Source organism: Spirosoma humi (assembly GCF_054776575.1).
On the sequence record NZ_BAAHBR010000008.1, the window covers coordinates 1272617 to 1295315 of the forward strand.

Sequence of the window (22699 nt, forward strand, 5' to 3'; positions counted from 1 at the left end):
GCTCTTACTTGCCGACAACGACGCCTTCCGGCTTGTCCTGGATAACAACCCGCTCTATTTTGCCCACCAGGAATATGTATGAGCAGGCACCCGTCAAGCCTAAAGCGCCAATAAATACCAAAGCGGGTTTGAAATCTCCATCCTGAACCAGATAGCCAATCGCAATTGGCACCACAATAGAAGCCAGGTTGCCCATAAAATTAAACACGCCACCGGTTAACCCGATCAGTTCTTTGGGGGACAAAATGGAGACAAATACCCAGGAAATCAGCGCCATACCTGACCCAAAAAAGGCCAGCGACAGGAAGAAAATAACCAGGAACGTATCGTTGGTGTAATTAGCCCCAATGATGCTGACCGATAACAGAAGCCCAATAATAATGGGCGCTTTGCGCGCCATACTCACCGATTTCCCCTGCCTGACCAACCGGTCGGATACGAAGCCGGATAACAACAAACCGGCACAGGCGGATAAAAAAGGCACCGACCCCAGATAGCCTGATTTAATGAAACCTAAGTGCCGGTATTCCACCAGGTAAGTTGGAAACCAGGTTAGGAAAAACCAAAGGGTGGCATTGACGGCAAACTGCCCGATGTAAACACCCCACAACGTTCGGCTCGAAAAAATATGTTTTACGTTGGACCATCGCCATAAATTGGCCTGTGCCTTCGTTCGGTCCTTTGCTCTGAACAAACCTCCTCCGTCTTCAATGTAATCCAGTTCAGCCTTATTCACATTCGAACTATCCAGCGGATCGCGGTAGAAAAGATACCAGATAATACCCCATACTAAACCAACTAACCCCGTACCGATGAACAGCCCTTGCCAGCCAGCATAATATTGAACCATTGCCAGCACTGGACTAAGAAAAGCCAGCCCAATAAATTGTCCTGACACATACATCGCAATGGCCGATGCCCGCTCATTGTCGGGAAACCAACTGGTTACAACCCGATTATTGATCGGATACGAAGGCGCTTCGAGAGTGCCAGTGGCTAACCGAAGAAAAAACAAGCTGGCAATTCCTCTGACCAGTACATGCGCCACTGTAACTAATGACCAGGTGATTAAGCAAAAAGCGTATAAGATACGCGGACCAAAACGGTCGGCAATTAATCCGCCGGGAATCTGCAACGCAGCATAGGCCCACCCGAAAGCTGACAAGATATAACCTAACTCAATTTTTGATAAGTGGAGGTCTTTCCCAAGCGCCGTAGCCGCAACCCCAATGTTCGTTCGGTCCAGGTAACTGATGGCTACATTGACGAATACGAGTGCTAACATCCCGTAACGCGCTCGGGTTTGCTTTTGGGTGCTTAACTGTTCCATTGGATAAGGTTTAGGGGTAGTGTTTACGGTGTTCCGTTTGCCGGGGTGGGGGGCGATGGCACCGGCCATCCGACCCGCCACCACGACCATCTATCTTGCTGTCCAGCCGCCATCTACAGTCAGCATGGAGCCGACCATAAACGTGGCGGCATCGCTGGCCAGGAAAATAGCGGCCCCCTGAATTTCCCGCAGCAGGCCCCAGCGGCCCAGCGCCGTAGCGCCCACTACGAATTTCAGGCCCTCTTCGGTATCGGCAATGGGCAGGTTCATTTCGGTCAGGAACGGCCCCGGACAAATGGCATTGACCGTAATGTTGAACGGAGCCAGCTCCAGCGCCAAAGCACGGGTCATCTGCACGACTGCCCCTTTGCTGGAGGTGTAGGGCGTCCGGTTCGACAACCCGACCAGGCCGAGGGTACTGGCCAGATTGATGATACTGCCCCGGCCTGCTTTTTTCATGGCTGGCGTAACGGCCCGGCAGCAAAGCCAGGTTCCGGTCACGTTGACATCCATGACCTTGCTGAAATCGTCTGGCGTCAATTCGTCGATGGCCCCCCGAATGTTGATGCCTGCGCTGTTGATCAGAATATCGACCTTGCCAAAAGCCTTCAGGGCCGCGTTGACCATGGCATCGGTTTGGTCGGCTTTGGTAATATCAGCCGCGAATGAAAGGGCCGTTACACCATAATCGGTGCTCAATTCCCGGGCCGCGGCTGCCCCTTCTTCGGCGTTGCGGTTCACCAGCATCACATTGGCACCTGCTGAGGCTAGTCCGGCAGCCATGGCTAAACCCAGCCCTTTGGAGCCACCTGTAATGATGGCTGATTTTCCGGTGAGGTCAAATTGCCTGATGCCCGGAAGTAGTTCTTTACTCATTTTTTATGGTTGAAGGTTGTATTGATAAGTTGTTTCGATGGACTCCCAAAAACGAGTCTTCCTCCGTGGTCCGTGTCCTCACGGACCACACTTCGGGTAGGTAAGCTTGGCTGACGCATGAGTGGTCCGTGGGGACACGGACCATTGAAGAAAGGACTATATCGATCCACCTCATACAAGCCCCAATGATTGTTTGCTGTAGTCGATACAGGCGACAATATTTTTCTCTTCGAGGGCCAGTTTGCCATCGGCGTCCAGTTGAGAGACGCGGGGAAGGCCGCCGGGGTATTTGTGCTGCCTGACCGTTCGTAGCATGCGCGCCAGGTCGGAGCCCGGTACGCTGCCCATGGTTTCCCAATAGGCATTGGTTAAACAGGGAATTTCCAAAGGGTCACGCGTGATCATTTCCAGGCTGAACGTACCCGCCGGGTTATGCTGTTTGCAGAGGTCGACCATTTTTTTTAGGTTCAGGATACCTTTCCCCATGGGTACTTCCGATAGCAAAAAACCGTCTGGATATTCCTCCACGGCCATGTCTTTGACATGGGTGCTAAAGACATAGGGCGACAGCGTCTGGACAACTTCCATCGGATCTTCGAGCAGGGCCATGCTGTTGCCGAAATCGAGCGTCACGCCGATCCATTCGCTGTTGACCTGCTTCAGGAGATTGACCAGGTCAGGTGCTCGCCAGTCTTTGTGGTTTTCGACGCCCAGTTTAACCTTGTGCTTTCGCAGAACGGGTTCGGCCAGTTGTAACGAAGCCAATGCAGTTTTTTTTAACTCTTCGAAGGCTTCGGGCGAATGGTAGGTCTCGTAGCGTCGGCCAGTAGAGCAAACGGTTCGTAAGACGTGGGCTCCGGCTTCCCGCGCATTGACGACATCCTGCTCAAACTTGGAAACGTCGTCTGCTTTTTTGGGCAGGCCAATAGACCCTTCCAGATAGAGACCATACTTTTCACGCTCGTCGCGCACTTTTTTGGCGAAATCCGTCGACCAGCCGTTTACGATCACCTGGACTCCTCCCGCTCCCAGTTGATGGCAATGATCAAGTAACTGAATGGCATTGGTGAAGGCCGGATACTTTTTGCTGTCTGTTTTCGAATTCCAGCGGCTCCAGTACGAATGCACCACAATACCCATGCGGGTATCTTTCGCAAATGCGGGGAGTTTGGGAAGCGATAGGGCAACCGCACCAAGTGACGCTTTTTGAATAAAGTCTCGTCTTTCCATGACTGTGAGATGGGATAGGTTGTCCGGTTATTTGCCGCTGGTTGCCTTGCCTTCAGCGATATAGTTGTTCAATTCTTTAGCGGTCCAGGGAACCACCCGACCCTGCGAAGTGACCCGTGTCATGCCTACTGTGCGCTTCCCGATGGGGCCTGCATTGTTGCCCCACTCATTGCGGATGTACATCAGAATGGCCGTAATCGCGCCATCGTCCATCGTTGAGTGGGCGGGCATAACGGGGAGAATATCCGGCGCGTCATACACTTTTTTGGCGACTTCTATGGGGCCTTCCATACCATGCAGGACGATAAGCGACAGGCGTTTTTCGTCGCCCAGTACCCAGTCAGATCCGATGAGGGGCGGGGCAAATCGCTTTAGTCCGGCACCGTCGGTACCGTGGCAGCCCGAGCAGGTGCTGAGGTAGTGCTGCCGTCCCGATGCGAAGAGCTTCTGCTCATCGTCGTTTAACAGACTCTTTTTGGGCAGGTTATTCGGACCGGCAACGTGTCCCGGCCATTCGAACATAGCGCCCAGTGTAGCCAGGCGGGCGGGGTCGATCTTGCCCGCCGACTGTGTCATGATTTTGGGTGCTGCTGCCAGCCGGATCGGTTTCAGTTTGCTGTTGCTCCCCTGAATCGACAAGCTCGTCAAGATCGCTTTTTCCTGCCAGGTCAAAGCGGCCTTTGGTGTATGGAGCATGGCCAGCAGGGCTGTCAGTTCAGATGGATTCCGCTTGCGGATCACGGAGGTGGTCAGCATCTCCAGAAAAATTTCTTTCGCGGGCTGCGTCGCCTGCCAGGCTGGTGATTTTGTCAGGCTTTGTAAAAAGGCAAACTCCCGATCCTGAAGGCTGCTAAGCGCGGCATCCCGAATCAGCGCGGATTCGCCATATCGGTTTACAATACCCGCCAGCAGGGGCTGCGCGGCACTTTGGTCGAGTACCCCCGCCGTCAAGGCCATCTGGAGCACCTGCTCAATAGGAGCTTTGTCCCATTCCTTCAGCAATTTCTCCCCCAGTTGGGTGCGCACAGCCTTATCTTTCTTGGCCATGGGTTCGAGTAGCCGAAGTGCCGTCGTTCTGACGAGGGTGTTGTGGTCGGCCAGGAGGCCAAAAAGGACCGTTGGCGTACTCATCTCTAGCCCATCCAGCGTCCATAAAGCCTGAAAACGGCCCAACTGATTTGTGCCTTTCTGCGCTAAATCCATCAGGGATTGTCGGGTGCTTTGATCCTTACGCTCGATCAACAGTCGTTGCGCCATATCCCGGTGCCAGCCGTCGGGGCTGGAAAGCTCGGCAACCAGCTCGGCTGACGATGCGTCAGACAGTTTTCTGGGTTTCGATGCTTGCCAGTTCTCGGGAACAATTCGCCAGATGCGGCCGTAGTTTACGGGTTTTACCAAACCACGGGCAATCGTCTGTTCTTTCAGGTAGGGCGTTACATAAGCGCTGTGCTGAATAAGACCCCTATACATATCGGCTACATACAGCGCCCCATCTGGCCCCGTCGTCAGGTGAACGGGCCTGAACCGTTCGTCGGTCGAGGCCAGGAACTCCTTGCCGGGGTGAGGATCGTGGGCGGCAATGAGCAATTCCTTATTTTCGGATATGTTTCGCTTGATCAGATTACCGGCTGGTTCGCACACGAATACATTGCCATGGAAAGGCTCCGGTAATGCCGTACCTCGATAAACGAGGGGCGAGCAGGCGGCCGTAAATTCCCGTAAATGCCCCTCTTTATCGAGGGTGCCGGGTATATACCCCCGGTTAACCGCTGGCGTGGGCCGGATCGGGTACACCCGCCGGTCGATGGTCAGGCCATAGTCGATTCCCGTTGTGGGGGTGTGGTGCTTGTTGCGGGAGAGGTAATTGGGTGGCACCAGATCGGCGTGTAACTGCGACCAGTTGTAGTTGTAATACAGCCGTCCCTGGTCGTCGTGGCTGATACCCCATTGCCCGCGGGCTTCCGTACTGTCGCGTTGCCACGTTCCATTAACCTCTTTGTACCGAAAACGCGATTTGGCATTGTAGAGCCAGTTATCCATGCCGCGCCAGAGACCATTACCCGAATGCTCGGGAAGGCCACTGCCGGCATAGTCTTTGTCGATGAGTGTTTTGGTGTCGGCCTTACCGTCGTGGTTCAGGTCTTTGGTCATCCACAAGGCACCGTTCTCGGCCACCAGCACCCCGCCCGGAACCAGGGACAGCGCGCGGGGCATCACCAGGCTGTCGAGGTAAACCTTGCTCACGTCCATCTGGCCATCGCCATTCGTGTCTTCCAGTACGGAGATCCGGCCAACGGGTTTATTTTCGCCTTCGCCATCGATGTTTGGCATGAATCCACGCATCTCGACAACCCACAGTCGGCCATCCTCATCGAAGCTCATAACGACGGGGTCCTGAACCATGGGCTCAGCGGCAACGAGCTGCAGTTTCAGGCCGGGTTCGAGTTGAAACGTAGCGAGTTCTTCGGTGGGCGTTCGGGCGGGGGAGGGCCCTTCGTCCAACAAACTACCAAATTTACCTTTAAAGCTTACCAGACAAAAAAGGCTAGCACCTAGGAGACATATATAATAGGCGGGCTTCACCATGGAATACAAGTGGCTTATAACGTTCAGTGTAACACTCTGTTGTTAAAACGATCACCAGGTATGAAAAGCTTACTGAGCGTGACAAATACTACAACTATTTCTACAAATTTCACAACTGGCCTATCAAACCGTCAAAAGAACATACAGGACAGTATATACGACTTCATTTTTGGTTTAAAAACAACAGGATTACATCCGCGAAACAGGTTCATTGCATGTCAAATCGATTTACACATCAGGTCGCCATTATTACGGGCGGTGCGGAAGGCATCGGCAAAGGGATTGCCCGTCGAATTGCTTCGGAAGGAGCCACGGTTGCGTTGTTCGATATTAATGGCGCTTTACTCGACCGCACAGTGGCAGAGTTTGCTGGCTACGGGTACAGCGTAACCGGATACGTTGTCGATATTTCGGACGAGGCATCGGTAGAAAAAGCCGTCGAACAGGTCGCGCAGGTCCACCAACGGCTCGACATTATGGTCAACTCGGCAGGAATTGTGGGACCAACCAGCACGAAAATTACGGACTATTCCGTCGATGAATACGACCGGATCTACGCGATCAATTTACGGGGTGCTTTTCTGATGACGAAGTACGCCATCAAAATCATGGAGAAGGCCAATTATGGCCGGATACTCCACCTGGCGTCGATTGCCGGTAAAGAAGGCAATCCGTCTATGGTGGGCTATTCGTCGATGAAGGCGGGTGTGATCGGTTTGGTAAAAGGCGTGGGGAAAGAGTATGCCGAAACGGGAATTACCATCAATGGGCTGGCTCCAGCGGTTATCAGGACGGCCCTGAACGAGCATACCGCCCCCGAACAACTGGCGTACATGACGGCCAAAATACCCATGAAGCGGCTGGGAACGGTAGACGAGGTGGCGTCCCTGGCCGCCTGGATCCTGTCGGAAGAAGCAAGCTTCAATACGGGCTTTATTTTCGATCTGTCGGGCGGTCGGGCTACTTACTGATTCCGCACAGAATGGTGTCGACATTTGGGTGTATACCCGGTAAAGGAGTTGGCCCTTGGTATTGATCAAGTAAACCACTGCCTATAGGGGTCTTTTAAACACGTACCCGATGGTACTAGATTGATTAAGGCCTATTAGTTTATCTCTTTTTTTATGAAAAACGTCCGTAGGGATGGCCGTAATGCAAACGGCCTGTTGAGTAAGTTATGCCTGGTTGCATACGCCATTCTGTGTTCATCAACGACCACTATGCTGGTAGCCCGGCCTGTTCACCCCCCGAAGGCCGTCGTTCGGCGTGCCGATGTAATCGTTTATGGCGGAACATCGGCGGCTGTGATGGCTGCCGTCCAAGTAAAAAAGATGGGTAAATCGGTCATTGTCGTCTCGCCGGATACGCACCTGGGTGGTCTTTCGTCGGGTGGACTGGGCTTCACCGATACGGGTAATAAAGAAGTTATTGGCGGGTTGGCCCGTGAGTTCTATCAACGGTTGTACCAGCATTATCAGAAGAAAGAGTCCTGGGCCTGGCAAAAGCCGGAAGAATACGGTAATAAAGGCCAGGGAACGCCCGCCATTGATGGAACCAGCCGAACGATGTGGATTTTTGAACCCCACGCGGCCGAGCAGATTTTTGAGGATTTCGTTAAGCAGTACAAACTGACAATTTATCGCGATGAGTGGCTCGATCGATCATCTAAAGGCGTAACGAAGCAGACCGGACACATTCGTTCGTTTCGCACCCTGAGCGGCATGGTTTACGAAGGACAGCAATTCATCGACGCCACCTACGAGGGCGACCTCATGGCCGCAGCGGGCGTAACCTACCATGTGGGGCGCGAAGCCAACAGCGTCTATGGCGAGACCTGGAATGGTGTACAGGCGGGGGTGTTTCAGCACGGCCATTATTTCAAAGCCAACGTTAGCCCATACAAGGTGCCGGGCGATCCGGCCAGCGGGTTGCTCCCCGAAATCTCGTCCGAGCAGCCAACCGCCAACGGAACGGGCGATTCGAAAATACAGAGCTACTGCTTCAGGATGTGCCTTAGTAATCACCCCGACAACCGGGTGCCTTTTCCGAAGCCCGAAGGCTATAACGCTGACCGCTATGAACTACTCGCCCGTGTTTTTGCCACCGGCTGGCGCGAAACCTTCGACAAATATGACCCTATTCCTAACCGAAAAACCGATACCAACAACCACGGTCCCTTCAGTACCGACTATATCGGCAAAAATTACGATTACCCGGAGGCTACGTACGAACGCCGGAGGGCGATCATCAAAGACCATGAGCTCTATCAGAAAGGGCTTATGTATTTCCTGGCGAATGACGCGCGCGTTCCGGCCGATGTGCACCAACAAATGCAGCAGTGGGGCCTGGCCAAAGATGAATTTACGGATAACGGCAACTGGCCGCATCAGCTCTACATTCGCGAAGCCCGTCGGATGCTCGGCGTGTTTGTCATGAAAGAAGCCGATGCGCTGGGCAAGACTACCGTGCCGCAACCGATAGGCATGGGTTCCTACGCACTCGATGCGCACAATGCCCAGCGGTATGTGAAAGCGGATGGGTTTGTGCAGAACGAAGGCGACATTGGCGTGCACCCCGATAAACCCTACTCAATTGCGTACGGCTCTATTCTGCCCAAAGAAACCGAGTGCGCTAACCTGCTGGTGCCGGTTTGTGTGTCCAGTTCGCACATTGCCTACGGCTCCATCCGGATGGAACCCGTATTTATGATTCTGGGGCAGTCGGCGGCAACGGCGGCTGTTCTGAGCATTGATAATAAGGTCAGTCCGCAACGTTTGCCCTACGAAACCCTGAGTAAGGTTCTATTGGCCGATAAACAACGGTTAACCCTGACACCAGCCAAGTGATCTGGTAAGTCAACTTGAGAGGAGATTGTATAGCGAACTGTAGGAGCGGAAAAACGCGCGTAAAAAGACCGTAATCCGGCGGCTGAGTTCGTCGTCTAAACCCTATTCCAATTTGGTTGTCTAACCGACAGTCTACTACCTGAACTTGATGCACAAACTCATCGCGTTGCTTCTTCTAGCGTTTTCGGCTTCAGCCCAGATGTCCATTCCGGCCCTGATTCCAGCTCCGCAAACCCTCGAACCCGGCACAGGAACGTTCGCTATTACGGCCCAAACCCGGCTCGCTATTCTAACCCCGGTGACCGATGTGCGCCGGATGGTTATGGAAAATCTGCCCGGTATTCCCGCATCGGATGCGCCTAAGCTGACAAAAGCCATAACGGTTCGGCTGGCTCCTGTACCGGGTGTCGGGCCGGAGGGATACGATCTGGTCGTAACGCCAACGGGTATTCTCCTGACGGCTCCCGAAGCCGCCGGGCTTTTTTACGGCCTGCAAACGATGCGGCAGTTGCTGCCGGTGGCCAACACGTTTCGTGGGCAGTCGGTGCCAGCCCTGCATATCCGCGACCAGCCCCGTTTTGGCTGGCGGGGGCTGATGCTGGACGTGAGTCGCCACTTTTTCGATAAACAGTTCGTAAAGCGGTATATCGACCAGATGGCGCAGTACAAATTCAACGTTTTTCACTGGCACCTGACCGACGATCAGGGCTGGCGTATTCAGATCAACAGTTTACCCCGGCTAACCGAAGTGGGAGCGTGGCGACCCGCCAGAACGGGTGGCCGTTGGGGCGATATTGAAAACGCGCAACCGGGCGAAGTGCCGTCGTACGGTGGATTTTATACACAGGATGATATCCGCGAAGTTGTGCAGTATGCCCAGGACCGGCACATTACGGTTGTACCGGAAATTGACATGCCGGGCCATATGCTGGCCGCCATTGCTGCGTACCCGAACCTGGCCTGTGGCAAAAAACAGGTGTTAGTGCCGACGAATGGCAAATTCTACAAGCTGGAAGACAACAACCTGAACCCCTGCAACGATAGTACGTATCTGTTCATCGACAAGGTATTGACCGAGGTAGCGCAATTGTTTCCCGGCCCCTACATTCATGTGGGGGGCGACGAAGCCTACAAAGGCTTCTGGGCGACCTGTGAGGAATGTAAGGTGACGATGGCTGGCAACAATCTCAAAACGGTCGAAGAACTGCAAAGCTATTTCATAGGGCGGGTAGAGAAAATCGTGCAGTCGAAGGGGAAAAAACTCATCGGCTGGGACGAAATTCTGGAGGGAACCGGTTCGACCGTTCCGCTGGCACCCAATGCTACTGTGATGAGCTGGCGGGGCATGAAAGGCGGTATCGAAGCGGCCAAACAGGGCCACCCGGTCATTATGACGCCGGCCCAATTCTGTTACCTGGACCTGTATCAGGGCGAGCCATCGGCCGAACCAAGTACCTACAGTATGGTGCGCTTAAGTACTTCCTACGCCTTCGAACCGGTTCCCGACAGTGTGCGGGCCGACCTCATTCTGGGTGGACAAGGTAATCTCTGGACGGAGTCGGTCCCCAACATCCGCCACGCCGAATACATGACCTGGCCGCGGGCCTTTGCCCTGTCGGAAGTTTTCTGGTCTTCTAAAGGCCAGCGCAACTGGCTGGACTTCATGAAGCGGGTGGAAGCCCATTTCAACCGCTTCGACGCACAGGATGTGAACTACGCCCGTAGCGTGTACAATCCCATTGTAACGCTGAAAAAGCATCCCATGGGGATGTCGGAGGTTATGCTGAGCCACGAACTCCCCGATACGTACCTGTATTACTCGACGGACAATACCGTACCCGACGATCACTTTCCGCTCTACACCCAGCCTTTTCTGATGCCTAAAGGGGCCGACCGGGTAAAAGTAATCGCCTACCGGAACGGAAAGCCCATTGGGAAAATGGTGGAAGTAATGATGCCCGTGGCGGAGAAAAAAGTGCAGTAATGACGGCTTATCCTGCTTTAGTTATCAATAAACTTTCCTTTGTGGCTGCGAATAAAGTCAACTTGCACCTGGTTTAAACTGTCAACCTGGGCAATCTCATAGAAGTCGTTATCAAATCGTTTGAATAGATAGTCAGGATAGGGTTTGCTATTTTCGGTAGTTGTACTGTCCTGACTATCACTGCTTTTTTCGTTTTCTTTTTTGAAAACCTCGTTTGCGCGCTGGGTCAAATCGGCTAACCTGTCTGCTCCGACAAGTTTTAGTGCGCTTGGCAGGTACTTGGAATACTGACCACCCGAGTTAGCGTAAAATTGATTGTACCCACCGTTGTTTACTTCCGACTCCAGCAGCCAGATCATATAGATGGCCTGTCTTGATTTATTCCAGCCCCGTATGGTTTCATACTCTTCCTCTTCCGTATAGCTGGTTGGCAGCTTTTCGGTTAAGTTGTCGAAAACGACTTGCACCAGTTTCTCGTCTGATGTCGTATCAATAATTTGTTCTGTCAACGTTCTGTAAATAGGTCTATTCTTAAAGTCGTTAAGAAACTTACTTACCCGTGTATCCACGGTGTCTTTGACACTAACTTTCTCTTCTTTATGCGGTTTTTCGGAACAGCCTAAGAGAGAGCCCATTGTCAGTAAAGGTATCAATAATAAACCTGGTTTCATGGCAGTTTTTTGTGGTTTGTTGTCTCTGTGGCATTCTACGGGAGCGAAAAATAACGTATGCTTTCTCCATAAGCGTTACTTATCTCTTTCCTCCTTTTAAATAGGGCTTTAGTGCGCCGGCCAGTCGTCGATACCCTTCAGCGTTGGGGTGCAGTCCGTCCGAGAACAAGGACTCGTCGACTTTGCCGTTGGGTTGCAGGAAAACAAAACCCGGTTGTATGAAGGCGGCATTCGCTTCGGTGGTCATCTGGGCAATGGCTTCGTTGAGCGCAGCCACGCGGGCTTCCCCATCCCGACGGGGTAAAATGCCCACCATCAGGACCTCGGCGGTGGGCTGCCGTGATTTAATGGCCTGGATCAGGAACTTGAGCCCGGCTACAATTTCGGCATCCGTGTTTAGCTGAATGTTGTTCGTGCCAATCATCAGCACCACCTGGTCGGCTTGGTAGCCGTCCAGTTCGCCATGATAAACGCGCCATAACACATTCTCGACGCGGTCCCAGCCGTAGCCCATATTCTGGGCGCCCAGCGGCTCCAGTACGCTATTCCAGGAATCCGCGCCATTAACACGCGAGCCTTTGGGGTCTCCACCCCAGAAATGGGTAATGGAATTGCCCATGAAGATAATCCGGGGTGGCTTCGCCTTCAGCCGGGCCAGCATATCGCGGTGGCGGATTTCCCAGTCAAACGATCCGTCGCGGTATTGGGTGCGGGGTTTCGTGGTCGATAGGTTGCCCACTGGCTCATTCAGTATTGTTCGGATGCTTTTTTCGTAGGCATCGGCGTACTGCTGCATTCCCAAATCCGTCGGGTGGGTTCCATCGACCATGGCATCCATATCCAGATTAATTTGTGATTTGGGCAGGAGGTAAATTCCATTGATGCCTTCCGCTTTCAACTGCACAAATGCCTGGTGCATCAATGTGTTCACGTCGGTATAATACTGCTGGCGGATGGGATTGATACTGCCATCGGTATAGCCCGCATGGTCGACCAGCAAGACGGGGGTAGTCGGGCGTTTTTGACGCAGTGTTTTCACGGATTCCAGAATCCGGCTTTTGATCTCATCGGGTTTGATGCCCACCGTAGCAATCAGATTCGGCAGGCAATCCAGTACGTACAGGCTGGCATCGACCTGCGATACCAACTCAACGACGGCCGACTCGAGTCGGCCATTGCCCGAGAAGCCCAGGTTGATCAACGGCCTGTCCAGTTTGCGACTCAGAATCGAGGTCCAGGCCATGCCGGGCCGCGAGGCACAGGCTCCCTGTGCAATGGACGTACCGTAGACGACTATCGGCTTTTCGGGTCGAATGGGCAAGGGCGTTAACGTTGCTCCGGTTGGGACGCCGATTTCGAGCCACTGAACGGAATTGTACAAAGGCAAAAACAGGCGGTATTCGCGTCCTCGTTTGTATGAATCGCCGGGTTCGAGGTTGGCAAATCGATACTGGATCGTATCGCCAAAGGTGTATTTCCCGGCGGCCCATAACCAGTCGCCATCGCTGTTGCCAACGTACAGATCGACTCCACTAACGCCCGTAGCGGGCATGTGCGGCAGGGCCTGTTGCTTATTGCCCACCCCATACCGGACAACCACCTGATCCGTAGTGGCTCGAAACCGAATCATCAGCCCCGCCGAACTATGCGAAAGATTCCAGACCTCTTTACGCACTAGTTTCTCGGCTGTGGCGGGCAGGCGGTCGTAGGAGTTTTGTCTGTCTTTAGCGGCCCAGCCCTGCCCTTCAATAACAGGAAAATCGTTTTTAGCGGGATTCCACCATACATACTCGCCGGGCGTTTGGGCAACGGTAATCAGCCGGGTTGCATAGACCAGCAGACAGAAAAGAAGTAACGGTTTTTTCATGAGTTGAACGGTAGAACTTATTGGCCGGTAAAAATAGGCTGTAACGATACGTAGCCAAGATGAAATTAGTTTTTTAAGCCGTTACCCAATTGCATTTCTTCCCCATTATATTTTTACGGACACACGACAGCGATGCGCTCTCTAAAACCAAAATTCTGTAAATACGACCGCACAACTAGGTAGAATTGCTGCGCAAGGGGTAGATTAAAGAAAGGTTAAATAAGAGGATAGTTTATAAATTTTTTGATTAATGAGCGCACCTTGGGCTTTAATTTTGCATTTTGCCGTTAAATAGAAATTTTCTCTTCCAATCTATTACTCACTTTTAACCTCAGCTAACCTATGCTTAAACACTTACTTTGCTGTTTTTTGTTGGTATTTGCTGCAACCGGACCACTCTGGGCGCAAACCCGGCAAATAACGGGTACCCTGCGCGATGAGCAGGGTCAGTCGATATCTGGTGCAAACGTGGTCATCAAAGGAACCACGCGCGGTACAACAACCGATGCCGCAGGTGAATTTAGATTATCGGTACCCAACGAAGCCACCACCCTGACCGTTTCGTCGGTGGGCTACACGGCCAAAGAGGTTCCGGTGTCGGCCAGCCAAACGCAGCTTACGGTAACACTGGCTGCCGATGATCGGCAACTGGGCGAAGTAGTCGTAACGGCGCTTGGTATCAAACGGGAAGCGAAAGCCCTGAGCTACGCTACCCAGATGATCAAGCCTGCGCAGATCAACGAAGTTCGCGATGGTAACGTGCTGAACACCCTGCAAGGTAAAATTGCCGGGGCCTACATCACCCAGGGGTCGGGTGGACCAGGAACCGGTTCCCGAATCGTACTGCGGGGCAACCGCTCCATTCAGGGTACTAACAATGCCCTGATGGTTGTCGATGGCGTTCCAATCAACAACAGCACCTTCGGGCAGGCCACCAGCGACTTCGGTAGTGTTGCCAACTCGGATGGAGCTTCCAACATTAACCCCGACGATATCGAGAACGTAACGGTGCTGCGTGGCGCGTCGGCGGCTGCCCTCTACGGTAGCCAGGCAGCCAACGGTGTCATCCTGATCACGACGAAGCGCGGGAAAGCGGGCAAGGTGACGGTCGATGTAAACTCGGGCGTTTCGGTCGATAAGCCGTTTGCCTTGCCGATGGTACAGAATCAGTACGGACAGGGCGTGGGTGGCAAATTAGATCCGGCGGTTGGGGCCAGCTGGGGCGCGGCCATGACGGGCCAGTCGTACACCAACTACCTGGGCCAGCCCGATACGTATTTGGCGCAGCCCAACAACATTCGGGATTTCTTCCGCACAGCGGTTAGTTTCAACAACTCCATCGGTATTACGGGGGGCTCGGAGCGGTCGCAAACCTACCTTTCCTACACCAACAACTCGCTGCAGGGAACCGTGCCGGGCAATGACCTGACCCGCCACACCATTAACCTGCGCTTATCGAATCAGATCAGCTCGAAGTTTTCGACCGACGCCAAAGTGACCTACATCAATCAGTCGGTGGTGAACAAACCCCGGACGGGTGAAGAAAACGCGCCTGTCATCGACCTGTATCAGATTCCACGCAACATTAGCCTGAGCACGGCCCAGAACTACGCATCGCCAAACGCCTTCGGTCAGCCTACGCCAACCGCCTGGCCATCAACGTTGTCGTCTATTTATCAGAATCCGTACTGGATGACCAACCAAACAGCCATCAATCAGTATCGGGATCGGGTAATCGGGTTTGTGCTGGCCAAGTATCAGCTAACGGATTTTCTGAGCATTCAGGGCCGGGCCAACCTCGATAAGTACTTTGATAAAAACGAAGAAAGCTACGGACAGGGGACAATTTTATGGGCTAATCAGCCGGGTGGTAAATTCTCGCGAAACAACATCGTGAATACCCAGAGCTGGTATGATCTGTTGATCGAAGGGAAAAATAAACTTGGTCCTGATCTTACCCTCGACTACCAGGCTGGTGCTATCATTCAGGACACCCGCTACCAATCCACCGCTGCCACCGCCGATGGGTTGAATGTTCCGAACCGCTACAACCTGAATTTCGGTACCAACCAGTCGCTCGCGGATGATTTTTCCCGTGTTCAGACGCAATCCCTGTTCGGACAGGCATCGTTGGCCTGGCGGGATGCTATTTTTGTGAACGCCAGCCTGCGGAATGACTGGTCATCAACTTTGCCAAAACCCTACTCGTTCCAGTATCCATCGGTGGGGGCTTCGGTCGTCCTGTCGGATCTGCTAAAACTGTCGGGGCCGCTCTCGTTCCTGAAGATCAACGGATCGTTTGCACAGGTGGGTAACGGTGCCGATCCTTACCTGCTCCAGACCGTTTATTCGTACAGCCAGGGCGCTGGATCCGGCTTTATTAGCCGGGATGGTACGCAGGCAATCGGTAACCTGAAACCCGAGATTACGAAAAGCTTAGAAATCGGTCTTGATGCCCGGTTTTTCAGTAATCGCCTGGGGGCGACTGTTACGGCCTATAGAACAAACTCGATTAACCAGTTGCTGAAACTAGGCCTGGCACCGGCATCCGGATTCAGCAATCAGTACATCAACGCGGGTGACATTCGCAATATGGGTCTTGAAGTGGTAATTAATGGAACAGCCATCAAGAATGACCGTTTCTCGTGGGATCTGACGCTGAACATGGGCCTGAACCGTAACAAGATCATCAGTTTGTCTCCCGATATTAAAACGGCATTCTTGTCGGGCGGATTCGGTCGGTCGGCATCACCGATTGTGGCGGAGGGTGGTTCGTACGGCGACATCGTATCGTACCGCTGGGCGAAAGACCCAACAACAGGCCAGTACCTGATTGGCTCCCAATCGAACAGTACGACGGTTTCGGAAGCTTCTGTGGTATCGACCGGATTGCCAGTGGCCACAAAAGATCAGGAACTGATCGGGAATTTCAACCCAAGAATGCTGTTGGGTTTAACGAATACGTTCACCTTCAAGGGCTTCTCACTCCGCGTGCTGGTCGATGGCCGTTTTGGTGGTATTGCTGTATCAGGTACCGAAATGAACCTGGCGTTCAGCGGTATTCCCGAAGTGACGGCCCAAAAGCGTGACGGTGGCTGGGTATTGCCGGGTGTTACGGCTGGCGTGGCCGGTGCCGATGGCGTAACCCTGATCGGTTCGGGTAAAACAAACGCAACGGCCATTACGGCTGAACAATTCTGGCAGACGGTATCAGGAAAACGGTACGGATGGGGCGAGTTTTTTGCTTACGATGCCACCAACGTCCGCCTTCGCGAATTGTCGATTGGCTATGGCATTCCAGTGCCTTCCAATTTCTTCATCAAGTCGGCTCGTTTATCGTTTGTGGCTCGCAACCTGTTCTGGTTTTATCGGGGCAGCTCCATCCTGGACATTCCCGGTATTGGTAAACGGAAAATGTGGTTCGATCCCGATGTTAACATCAGCAACGGTAACTTCCAGGGGGTTGAGTATGGTACGTTACCATCGAACCGAAGCCTGGGTCTGAACCTGAAACTTTCTTTTTAACTCGAAACTACCGTCAATATGACTTCTTATAAAATGCGCTTACGGAGGACAATCCTGGCGGCTGGCCTGGCGACTCCCTTATTCTGGGCTGCCGGCTGTACCAACAATTTTGATGAGATCAATACCAACAAAACCAAGATAACGGTCATTGGCGCGGGTGAGGTACCGTATCTGTTTTCGAAAGCACAGTCGGCCGGTATTTTGAGCCAGTACACGTACCAGGTAGGCCAGAACCTCTTTTCCGACCAGTACGCACAGTATTTTGCCTGTGTCGCCACGTATTTCCCGTCCGACCGATTCGTGATCCGGATGGACTGGTTACAGGGCCCCTGGACGCAGATGTACACCGAGGTCGTGCCTCAGTTGAAAACCATCATGTCGAGCACCGATCCCAATTCGGCGGAGTATGCGCTGGCTAGTATCTGGTGGGTCTACACATTTCACCGCTGGACGGATCAGGTTGGGCCAATTCCATATTTCAAAGCAGGCGAGCCTGCAACAGCCGTAGCATATGACGCACAGGATAAAATCTACGATGATTTTTTCAAACGATTAGCCGCTGCTACCACGGTACTGAAAGCTAAAACAACTGAAAAACCATTCGGTGCCTTCGATTTGATGTATGGTGGCGACGCCAGCAAATGGCTCAAGTTCGCCAATACACTTCGGCTTCGGTTAGCCATGCGCATCTCGAAAGTTGATCCTACGCGGGCTAAATCAGAAGCTGAAGCGGCTGTGGCCGGGGGCGTCCTGACCACCAGCCCCGACGACGACGCCCTGGTACAGCGTAGCACAAAAGGAAACGACGGGAATGGTCTCTCGATCATGTCGGACTGGAACGAGTTTCGGATGAGCGCGGCTATGGAATCGGTGCTGAAAGGCTATGAAGACCCACGGATGCCAACCTATTTTCTGCCTGCGGTGAAAACCAATACCTACGAGGGCTTGCGGAATGGTCTGGCTACGACGCAGCTAACCGAAACCGTTAACACAGCCGACTATAACTCGCACGTCGGGCAACGCTGGACATCAACGGGACTGGCGACGCCCCAGAACGTAATGGCCACTGCCGAGTCGTATTTCCTCCGCGCTGAAGGAGCCCTCAATGGCTGGAACATGGGCGGAACGGCGAAGGATTTCTATAACAAAGGCATCGCCATGTCTATGGCTCAATGGGGTGTATCTGATGCTGCGGCTATCGCGGCCTACCAGACCAGCACGAAAACGCCCGTTGCACCAAACGATTTCCTGAAATCGGCACCGCTCAGCAACATTCCGGTTGCCTGGGGAAGTACCGAAGCCATACAACGGGAGCAGATCGGCACCCAGAAATGGCTGGCCATTTTCCCGGATGGGTTTGAAGGCTGGGCCGAATATCGTCGGACACGCTTTCCGAAACTATACCCGGTTGTGAACTCGGATAATCCAGACATTCCGGCGGGTGGTGTATTGCGCCGGATTCCAATTCTGCTGGTTGAGCAGCAAACCAACGCGGTAGAAGCCAAGAAAGCGGAATCGCTGATCGGCGGCCCCGACAAAGTGACCACGCCCTTATGGTGGGATAAAAACTAAATGCCCTTATTTTTACCTGAGAGGTCGCGAAAGCGGGCGATGATTCGTCCGCTTTCGTCCTTTCTGCTCCATCGTAGCCAGGTACTGCCTTTATGAAGACGATTTTTTTCGTACCTATACTTGTCCTGCTCTTCGCATCCTGCGGCAAGCAGGATACGCTGTTTGAAAAACTACCGGCCTCCCAAACCAACATCACGTTTAAAAATTCACTGCAGGAAGCGCCCGAATTCAACGTGCTGAAGTACGGCTATTTCTACAACGGCGGGGGCGTGGCCGCTGCCGACTTTAATAACGACGGCCTGGTGGATTTATACTTCACGGGCAATCTGAACGCCAACAAGCTCTACCTGAACAAGACCGAAGCCGGCTCCGGCAAATTGACCTTCGCCGACATTACCGACAAAGCCGGAGTCGGTGCCGCCGAGGGCTGGAATACCGGTGTCTCGGTCGTCGATATCAATGCCGACGGTTGGCTGGATATTTACGTTTGCCGATCGGCGGCAACGGATGCCCGACTGCGCCGGAATCTCCTTTTTATCAACAATAAGAATTTAACGTTTACCGAAAAAGCCGCCGAATATGGCCTCGATGATTCTGCGTACTCAACCCAGGCCGCCTTCTTCGATTATGACCGGGATGGCGATCTGGACTGCTTTCTGCTAAATCATTCGGTGCAGGAATATGCCGGGTTTAGCCGGATGATCAGCGATTATAAACAGCAGACGAACGCCAACTATTCCAGCAAGCTGTACCAGAATCAGAATGGTAAATTTGTCGATGTGTCGGTTGCTGCCGGGTTGACATCCAACGTGTTGAGCTTTGGACTGGCGGTAGCTGTCAGCGATTTCAACAACGACGGCTGGCTCGATTTCTATGTCTCGAACGATTACAACGAAAACGACTACCTGTACATCAACCAACAGGGCGGTGCCGGTCCGGCCTTCAAAGAGGTTGTGCGGGAGTCGATGGGGCATACATCCCTATACTCGATGGGCTCCGATGCGGCCGATGTAAACAACGATGGTCGTATCGATCTGATGACGCTGGACATGCTTCCCGAACGAAACGAACGCATCAAACTGACGTCGGGTGATGATAATTACGATAAGTATGCTCAACTGCTGCGTTCCGGTTTCCACCATCAGACGATGCGCAACATGCTCCAGTTGAACGTGGGTGAAGAAAAAACCGGCGGTTCAGGGGTTGCCATTCCTGTGTTCAGCGAAATAGGTCAGATGGCGGGCATTTCCAACACCGACTGGAGCTGGGCGGGCCTGTTCGCCGATTTTGATAATGATGGCTGGAAAGACCTGTTTGTGAGCAACGGCTATGCCCGCGATTATACCAACATGGAGTTTCTGAAATTTACGGTGGATGAGCAATTGAAAGCTCGTCAGACGGGGCAGTCTGCCAGCTCGTCGGACCCGTTGGCCGTGATCGCCAAAATGCCCAGTATCGACGAGCCAAATTTCATCTACCGAAATCGCTTCGGTGATTCGAAATCTGACACGTTGGCGGGACCGTTCACCTTTTCCAACGAAACCACTGCCTGGGGTTTTGACGAGAAAGATCAATCGAATGGGGCTGTATACGCTGATCTGGACAATGATGGTGATCTGGATCTGGTGATCAACAACGTAAATGCCGAAGCGAGCGTTTATGAAAACCACGCGGATACGAACGGGCAGAATCATCACCTGATTCTGCAACTAAAAAGTCCTAACCAGGGGCAACTGATGGGCGCACGGGCAACCGTCTGGGCGAGTGGTCGGATGCAGGTGCAGGAGTTTATGCCAGTGCGCGGATTTCAGTCGGCTATGTATGGGCCGTTGCTGTTCGGACTGGGTAAGGCTACTTCCATCGACTCGATACGGATTCGGTGGGCTGATGGAAAAACACAGCTTATCCGCTCGGCAAGTCTGGGCAAGGGACAGAATAGTCAACTCACCGTTACCTACGCCCCGACGGCTGATTACCAGCCGGATGCCTTGCCTAAGCCGTTCTGGCAGGCTACCGGTGGGCTGGCCTGGACGCACCAGCAGCCTGCCGTCAATGATTTCAAAATTCAGCCCTTGCTGCCCTATATGCTTTCGCCAACGGGCCCCTATTTTGCCGTTGGCGATGCGAACGGTGACGGGCGCGACGATGTGTTTGCGGGGGGAGGACGAGGGCAGGGGGGGCAACTGTTTCTGGCTGGAGCCAGTGGGTTTACACCCAGCCCTCAACCAGCCCTGCTGGCCGACCGTGCCTACGAAGATGCCGGTGCGGACTGGCTCGATGTGGACGGTGATAAAGACCTGGACCTGGTTGTAGCCAGTGCCGGGTACGAACTGCCCATCGATGACCCTCGTCTGCGGGTTCGTCTGTACCTGAATGATGGGAAAGGACACCTGACGAAAGCAACGGCCTTTCCCGATGTTCGGGTGAGTGCGTCCTGTGTTCGTTCGGCGGATATGGATGGCGATGGTGACCGTGACCTCTTCGTTGGAGCACGGGTTGTGCCGGGGCGTTACCCCGAAATTCCTGTTAGCCATCTCTTGCTGAACGACGGGAAAGGGCATTTTTCGGATGTGACGAGCCAGCAACCGGCCCTAACTCAACTCGGTATGGTGACGGATGCCGCCTTTGCCAATCTTACGGGTGATGGCCGTCCGGAGTTGATTGCAGCTACTGACTTTGGCCCCATTCAGCTTGTTTCGTTTCCGAATGGGAAAGCAACGGTACTTGATCCGGTACTGCCCGCTACAACCGGCTGCTGGAATCGGTTGTTGGTGCAGGATTTCGACAAGGATGGTAAACCCGACATTATTGCCGCAAACGCCGGGCTGAATAGCCAGCTTCAGGCGACGACGGACAGGCCATTGACCCTGTATGGTATTAAAAATGTAGCCGGTGCCCTGTTGCCGGTTCTGGCAGGATACGACCGGAATAACAGGGCAGACCGGCAGCCCCATCCGTTCAATGCCCGCGACGAGATGCTCGACCAGGTTGTGAACCTGCGCAAAAAATTTACGGATTATACGAGTTACTCGAAGGCAACCATTACGGATCTGTTTGATCCCGACGAACTGAAACGAGCCGAAAAACTTGACGCAACTACGCTGCAAACCGTCTTCTTTCGTAACAGCGGAGGCAAAAGTCCCCGGTTTATCAAACAGCCGCTACCCCCTGAAGCGCAGGTGGCCCCGGCCTACGCGCTGGCGGCTGTTGATGTCAATCACGATGGGTTGCCAGACCTGATCATTGGGGGCAACCGCGAGTATAACCGGGTTCGGTTGGGAAAGGATGACGCCAATCGGGGCCAGTTATTTCTGAATCAGGGGAAAGGCCGTTTTATCTACCTACCGATGGACCAGTCGGGCCTACTGTGGGATGGCGATATTCGTGACCTCGTTCCGGTGACTGTGGCTGGCCGCACCGAGCTACTCGCAGGTGCTACTGGCAAAGCGGTACGGGTATTTGCGCTTGTGAAGTGAATCGGCAGGTTGCCCGTACAGGATTCCTGTCGATGTGTCGGGTGGTCTGGCTATCCGTACGCACCAGCTTATGTTTTTCTGAATTTAACTGTTATTTTTCCTTACTCAAACAGGTATTTTGGATCAGCGGCACCGCATAATCGAAGAGAACGACTACTTACTGGCCCTCTGGCAGCAAGCAAAAACCGGCGATAAAGCTGCTTTTTGTCAACTGGCCGAGAGACAGTACAGGGCTTTGTTTGCCTATGCCACTAACTTTACCGATGATCGTGATTTTATAAAGGATTCAATTCAGGAGATATTTATTCGCATTTGGGAGAAGCGAACGGCGATCACGATTCAATATGTATCAATTTATTTGTTCAAGTCGCTTCGTAATCAGCTTGTTCAGGAATTCCGACGGAGTAAGCCCGTTCAATCGTCGCTGAATAGCCCGGAAGTAAGCGAACTATCGGACTGGCAGACGATCGAAACACAGATCGAGCAGGGAGAGGCCGACTCAGAAAGTCAACTCAAGGTTCGGCAGGCCATCAACACCCTGCCCAAACGCCAGCAGGAGGTTGTTTTTCTTAAGTTTTACAACGGACTGGAAAACGACCAGATTGCTGAATTAATGGAAATCAACCGGCAGTCTGTGGCCAACTTGCTCTACAAAGCCCTTAGTGCGCTCAAAAGTCAGGTCGCTTTTTATACCTACTGGCTGGTTTTTACTTTTCCACTGCTTTAATCCGGTAGC

The 22699-nt window shown here is 53.1% G+C and carries 13 protein-coding genes; 7 read left to right on the plus strand and 6 right to left on the minus strand.

The genetic code is table 11. The features are described 5' to 3' along the window. Window positions 1–4: 4 nt before the first annotated feature. The 4 genes from ACYU8Y_RS14035 to ACYU8Y_RS14050 form a co-directional block, all read right to left on the minus strand. Window positions 5–1330, minus strand: a complete 1326-nt coding sequence (locus tag ACYU8Y_RS14035; RefSeq protein ID WP_460938203.1) for an MFS transporter — start codon at window positions 1328–1330, stop codon at window positions 5–7. Between the two features lie 90 nt (window positions 1331–1420). Further along, window positions 1421–2206, minus strand: a complete 786-nt coding sequence (locus tag ACYU8Y_RS14040) for an SDR family NAD(P)-dependent oxidoreductase (RefSeq protein ID WP_460938205.1) — start codon at window positions 2204–2206, stop codon at window positions 1421–1423. Between the two features lie 171 nt (window positions 2207–2377). After that, window positions 2378–3436, minus strand: coding sequence for a sugar phosphate isomerase/epimerase family protein (locus ACYU8Y_RS14045; RefSeq protein ID WP_460938207.1), 1059 nt, complete (start codon window positions 3434–3436; stop codon window positions 2378–2380). 27 nt (window positions 3437–3463) lie between these two features. Continuing rightward, window positions 3464–6022 (minus strand): DUF7133 domain-containing protein, encoded by a 2559-nt coding sequence (locus ACYU8Y_RS14050; RefSeq protein ID WP_460938209.1) that lies wholly within the window; start codon window positions 6020–6022, stop codon window positions 3464–3466. 215 nt (window positions 6023–6237) lie between these two features. Between ACYU8Y_RS14050 and ACYU8Y_RS14055 the strand changes: the two genes are divergently transcribed. The 3 genes from ACYU8Y_RS14055 to ACYU8Y_RS14065 all read left to right on the plus strand — a co-directional run bounded on the left by ACYU8Y_RS14055 (window position 6238) and on the right by ACYU8Y_RS14065 (window position 10852). Continuing rightward, the gene (locus tag ACYU8Y_RS14055) at window positions 6238–6993 is read left to right on the plus strand and encodes an SDR family NAD(P)-dependent oxidoreductase (protein ID WP_460938211.1); all 756 of its coding nucleotides are present in this window, start codon (window positions 6238–6240) and stop codon (window positions 6991–6993) included. Window positions 6994–7242: 249 nt separating this feature from the next. Continuing rightward, window positions 7243–8868 (plus strand): FAD-dependent oxidoreductase, encoded by a 1626-nt coding sequence (locus ACYU8Y_RS14060; RefSeq protein WP_460939040.1) that lies wholly within the window; start codon window positions 7243–7245, stop codon window positions 8866–8868. Between the two features lie 148 nt (window positions 8869–9016). Next, window positions 9017–10852, plus strand: coding sequence for a beta-N-acetylhexosaminidase (locus ACYU8Y_RS14065; RefSeq protein WP_460938213.1), 1836 nt, complete (start codon window positions 9017–9019; stop codon window positions 10850–10852). A 17-nt stretch (window positions 10853–10869) separates the two neighbouring features. Here ACYU8Y_RS14065 and ACYU8Y_RS14070 read toward each other — a convergent pair whose 3' ends face one another. Then, window positions 10870–11487 (minus strand): DMP19 family protein, encoded by a 618-nt coding sequence (locus ACYU8Y_RS14070; protein WP_460938215.1) that lies wholly within the window; start codon window positions 11485–11487, stop codon window positions 10870–10872. 115 nt (window positions 11488–11602) lie between these two features. Then, the gene (locus tag ACYU8Y_RS14075) at window positions 11603–13390 is read right to left on the minus strand and encodes an SGNH/GDSL hydrolase family protein (protein WP_460938217.1); all 1788 of its coding nucleotides are present in this window, start codon (window positions 13388–13390) and stop codon (window positions 11603–11605) included. 342 nt (window positions 13391–13732) lie between these two features. On the opposite strand from ACYU8Y_RS14075, the gene ACYU8Y_RS14080 reads away from it, so the two are divergent. The 4 genes from ACYU8Y_RS14080 (at window position 13733) to ACYU8Y_RS14095 (ending at window position 22690) form a co-directional block, all read left to right on the plus strand. Beyond that, on the plus strand, window positions 13733–16915 hold the full coding sequence (locus ACYU8Y_RS14080) for a SusC/RagA family TonB-linked outer membrane protein (RefSeq protein WP_460938219.1): 3183 nt from the start codon (window positions 13733–13735) through the stop codon (window positions 16913–16915). 18 nt (window positions 16916–16933) lie between these two features. Continuing rightward, a complete protein-coding gene (locus tag ACYU8Y_RS14085; protein WP_460938221.1) occupies window positions 16934–18487 on the plus strand; it encodes a SusD/RagB family nutrient-binding outer membrane lipoprotein in 1554 nt (517 codons plus the stop codon). 92 nt (window positions 18488–18579) lie between these two features. Continuing rightward, window positions 18580–21963 (plus strand): VCBS repeat-containing protein, encoded by a 3384-nt coding sequence (locus ACYU8Y_RS14090; protein WP_460938223.1) that lies wholly within the window; start codon window positions 18580–18582, stop codon window positions 21961–21963. Between the two features lie 118 nt (window positions 21964–22081). Next, window positions 22082–22690 carry an RNA polymerase sigma factor gene (locus tag ACYU8Y_RS14095; protein ID WP_460938225.1) on the plus strand — a complete coding sequence of 203 codons (609 nt, stop codon included), beginning with the start codon at window positions 22082–22084 and terminating at the stop codon, window positions 22688–22690. The last annotated feature ends 9 nt before the right edge of the window (window positions 22691–22699 follow it).

Coding starts and splice junctions, on each gene's coding strand:
- ACYU8Y_RS14035 (WP_460938203.1), bottom strand. CDS start 1,330: ATGGAACAGTTAAGCACCCAAAAGCAAACCCGAGCGCGTTACGGGATG.
- ACYU8Y_RS14045 (WP_460938207.1), bottom strand. CDS start 3,436: ATGGAAAGACGAGACTTTATTCAAAAAGCGTCACTTGGTGCGGTTGCC.
- ACYU8Y_RS14040 (WP_460938205.1), bottom strand. CDS start 2,206: ATGAGTAAAGAACTACTTCCGGGCATCAGGCAATTTGACCTCACCGGA.
- ACYU8Y_RS14075 (WP_460938217.1), bottom strand. CDS start 13,390: ATGAAAAAACCGTTACTTCTTTTCTGTCTGCTGGTCTATGCAACCCGG.
- ACYU8Y_RS14090 (WP_460938223.1), top strand. CDS start 18,580: ATGAAGACGATTTTTTTCGTACCTATACTTGTCCTGCTCTTCGCATCC.
- ACYU8Y_RS14065 (WP_460938213.1), top strand. CDS start 9,017: ATGCACAAACTCATCGCGTTGCTTCTTCTAGCGTTTTCGGCTTCAGCC.
- ACYU8Y_RS14080 (WP_460938219.1), top strand. CDS start 13,733: ATGCTTAAACACTTACTTTGCTGTTTTTTGTTGGTATTTGCTGCAACC.
- ACYU8Y_RS14055 (WP_460938211.1), top strand. CDS start 6,238: ATGTCAAATCGATTTACACATCAGGTCGCCATTATTACGGGCGGTGCG.
- ACYU8Y_RS14050 (WP_460938209.1), bottom strand. CDS start 6,022: ATGGTGAAGCCCGCCTATTATATATGTCTCCTAGGTGCTAGCCTTTTT.
- ACYU8Y_RS14060 (WP_460939040.1), top strand. CDS start 7,243: ATGCTGGTAGCCCGGCCTGTTCACCCCCCGAAGGCCGTCGTTCGGCGT.
- ACYU8Y_RS14070 (WP_460938215.1), bottom strand. CDS start 11,487: ATGGGCTCTCTCTTAGGCTGTTCCGAAAAACCGCATAAAGAAGAGAAA.
- ACYU8Y_RS14085 (WP_460938221.1), top strand. CDS start 16,934: ATGACTTCTTATAAAATGCGCTTACGGAGGACAATCCTGGCGGCTGGC.